Consider the following 3,202-nt stretch of genomic DNA (forward strand, 5'->3'; position numbering starts at 1 on the left):
CTGACACCACCGACTATCGCGGGTTGTCGATGTTTCTGGCGGAAAAAACCCCCGGCACCGATGAAGCCCCCTTCCCGACCCCCGGCATGTCGGGCAGCGAGATTGAGGTTCTGGGCTATCGCGGGATGAAGGAATATGAACTGGCGTTTGACGGCTTCAAAGTGAAGGGTGAAAATCTTCTGGGCGGTGTGCCGGGGCAAGGCTTCAAACAACTGATGCAGACATTCGAATCCGCCCGCATCCAAACGGCGGCGCGCGCCATTGGCGTGGCGCAGAACGCCTTGGAAGTAGGCATGCAATACGCGATTGACCGCAAGCAATTCGGCAAAAGTCTGATTGCCTTTCCGCGCGTGTCCGGAAAGCTGGCAATGATGGCGGTGGAGATCATGATCGCGCGGCAGTTGACCTATTACGCCGCATGGCAGAAAGACCATGACAAACGCTGCGATCTGGAGGCGGGAATGGCAAAACTTCTGGGCGCGCGCGTGGCTTGGGCTGCGGCGGATAACGCGCTTCAAATCCACGGCGGCAATGGCTTTGCGCTGGAATATCAGATCAGCCGGATTCTTTGCGATGCGCGGATTCTGAACATCTTTGAAGGCGCGGCAGAGATTCAAGCGCAGGTGATCGCCCGGCGCTTGCTGGATTGACTCACTCCCCTGGCAGCACGCGACCGTGTGACGGGCGCGAACTGCCAAGCCGGGGATGCAGCTTGCCCGCAATCAGCACGCAAGCCCCCATCGCAAGCCCGGCCATGGCAAACACCCCCGGCAGGGGCGCCACCAGAAGCACAAGCCAGGCAGTGCCAGGGGTGACAATACCCGACACATCGCGGAAGCTGGAATAGATCGCCGCCATTTCCGTTCGCTCCGATGGCTTCACGGCCATCAGGAACGGCAGACCGCCGACCACATCCAGCACGACCAGCATCACCGACCCACACATCATGAACGCGACGCTGAACCAGGGCAGGCCGAAGGCAAAGGCGGACAGCAGGAAAGCTATCCCGCAAAGCGCAAAAGCACCCCGCACCGAACGGCGCACGGTCAACCGGTTCACCGCCCGCAACATCAGAGGCGTCGAAAACAGCAGAGTGTTGGAGGCGGAAAGCGCGACTCCGCCCACCTTGTCGCCCAACCCACTCTCGATACAAAAGATCGGTAGATAGACGACATAAACCCACCAACCGCAGGATCGCACGACCGCGAACAGCCAGCCCGCGATCAGCCGTGGCTGTTGCAGAAATCGCCCCAGAAACGCGAGTGGGTTGGTCGCGGGCCGATGCGCGCGGCTGATTTGCTTTCCATTGCCCAGCCGCAAAATCCAGAAGGTGATCAGCAGCACACTGCCCAGAACGCCAGCGACAATGAACGGCAAGGGCTGCCACAGCTCCCGCAGCCACACCCCGAACAGCGGGCCGATAGCCCAAGGGGCCGCCGCATAAAGCATATTCGTGGATTGCGCCTTTCCCAGGTTGGTACGCTCGATATAATCCAGCACATAGGCATTGAAGCAAACGAATGTGGTGGCGGTTGCAATGGCGTTGCACAGCAGCGCAAACGGCACCGCGATCGGCCCACCCTTGATCGCCAGCAGTGCGCCAAGGACATAGAACAGCGTCCCCAACGTGTACATCCAGCGCCTCGGTACAAGGCGCGTCGCCCAAGGCACCATCAATCCAAAGATCAATGAGGCAAGCCCGGCGAGGAAATAGACCTGACTGACCGACTCCGCGCTCCCCAGCGCGTCGTAAACAGTCAGCGGCATGACCGAGATCAACGTCCCGCGAACCGACGCATCGAGGCCTGCAAGCAACGCGAAATCCCGCACTTTCGGGACAGGGCTGTGGCGCAGCAAGACAGGCACATATTTATTGGCCATGACATCCTCTGGCGCGAAACCTCATCTGCCCATCTGCACGTCCGACCCGGCGCGCGTCTAGGCCAGCCGCGACAGCTTGGGTCAGAAACGACAACCCGTGCCGCATTTGGTATCGCAACCTCATGTCAGCGCAGTTCGGGCCAGGGCGCTGGCCTCATCAAGCCATGCGGCGCGGGTGGCAGCCTCACTGGGGACAAGTGGCGCAAAACAGCGCCGCTCCATCCGCGCAGCACTGCAATAGCCCAGAATGCAGTCGCGCCAGATGCGGTGAAGCGGGTCGCCAAACCGTTCCGCCTCTCGCAGCGGCGGGGTATTGGATGTGTTGAGGATCAAAGCGGTTTTCAGCCGCAACAGGCCAATCGCCTCCAACCCCTCGGCGGCGCCGTCGGGGAAGGTGTAGGCTTCGTGCAACGCGAAAACCCGGTCAATCCAGCCTTTGACCACCGCAGGCGGCATGCCCCACATCACCGGATGCACGACGGCGAGATGGTCCGCCCCCGTCAATGCAGCAATATGGGCGCGGATCGCCGGCTCATCACTTGGCAGACCTCGTGCCTCCTGCGGCGACAGGCAGGGGGCGAACCCTTCCGCCGCCAAATCAAACCGCGTGACCTTCAGCCCCGCGCGCAGCCACACGTCAACTACCCGCTGCGCCAGCGCGTGGTTGAAGCTGCTTTTCGCCGGATGGCCGATAATGACCAGTCCCGCCGCGCCTTGGTTCATTTGTGTTTCTCCAACAATGCCATCAAACGCACACGCGCCTCCGGCAGCGGTCGGTTTCCCGTCATCGGTGCCAGTTCCCGCCCGAGGAAATGGCCGGTGACGGCAAGCCCCTGCATCAATTCCTCGGCACGCGCGCTACCTTGCCCCATCAAACATGCCGGAAGCGGCAACAACCGGTCCGCCCAATCTCCCGCGCCCAAGCGACTGACCGCGCGCCCGGTTTTCGGGCTGACGAACGCCAGATCATCGCGCGCGCCGGTGACCGCGCAGCGGCTCAGGTCGAGACCAAAGCCCAACTCCTCCAGCAAGGTCATCTCCCAGCGCAGATACAACGACGGCCACTGCGGATCATGCTCCAGCGCCGCAAGCAGCGCCATCGTTGCCCGCCATAGCGGCTCATGCGCCTCGCGCTCTGGCAGCGCCACGCGCAACATTGCGCAGATCGCGGTTAACCCTGCCAATGCCAGACGGTCGCCCAACACACCGGCGCGCGACAGCAACGGCTCGACGGAGAAGCTGCCGATATGATCTTCCAACCGCGCGCGCCATCTCACCGCCAACTGCGTCCCCGGTTGCATCACAGCCCCCATCCTGCGCG

General features: G+C 62.2%; 4 protein-coding genes. 1 reads left to right on the top strand and 3 read right to left on the bottom strand.

The annotated features are described in order from the left end of the window. A partial coding sequence (locus L0H65_RS17055) for an acyl-CoA dehydrogenase family protein (protein WP_301460424.1) occupies positions 1-650 on the top strand: 650 nt, incomplete at its 5' end. A gap of 1 nt (position 651) precedes the next feature. Here the strand turns inward: L0H65_RS17055 and L0H65_RS17060 are convergent. From L0H65_RS17060 to recO, 3 genes are all read right to left on the bottom strand, one after another. Then, the gene (locus L0H65_RS17060; protein WP_301460425.1) at positions 652-1,881 is read right to left on the bottom strand and encodes an MFS transporter; all 1,230 of its coding nucleotides are present in this window, start codon (positions 1,879-1,881) and stop codon (positions 652-654) included. A 120-nt stretch (positions 1,882-2,001) separates the two neighbouring features. After that, entirely contained in the window at positions 2,002-2,604 is a 603-nt protein-coding gene (locus L0H65_RS17065; protein WP_301460426.1) for an NAD(P)H-dependent oxidoreductase, read from the bottom strand. Continuing rightward, on the bottom strand, positions 2,601-3,202 hold a 602-nt coding region (gene recO / locus L0H65_RS17070; protein ID WP_301460427.1), incomplete at its 5' end, for a DNA repair protein RecO. The genes L0H65_RS17065 and recO, both read right to left, overlap by 4 nt.

The sequence above is a fragment of the Pseudorhodobacter sp. genome (genome assembly GCF_030452865.1).
Taxonomy (GTDB): Bacteria; Pseudomonadota; Alphaproteobacteria; order Rhodobacterales; family Rhodobacteraceae; genus Pseudorhodobacter.

Excerpts from the sequence above, each read along its gene's own strand:
- L0H65_RS17060 (WP_301460425.1), bottom strand. The coding sequence starts at position 1,881 with ATGGCCAATAAATATGTGCCTGTCTTGCTGCGCCACAGCCCTGTCCCG.
- L0H65_RS17065 (WP_301460426.1), bottom strand. The coding sequence starts at position 2,604 with ATGAACCAAGGCGCGGCGGGACTGGTCATTATCGGCCATCCGGCGAAA.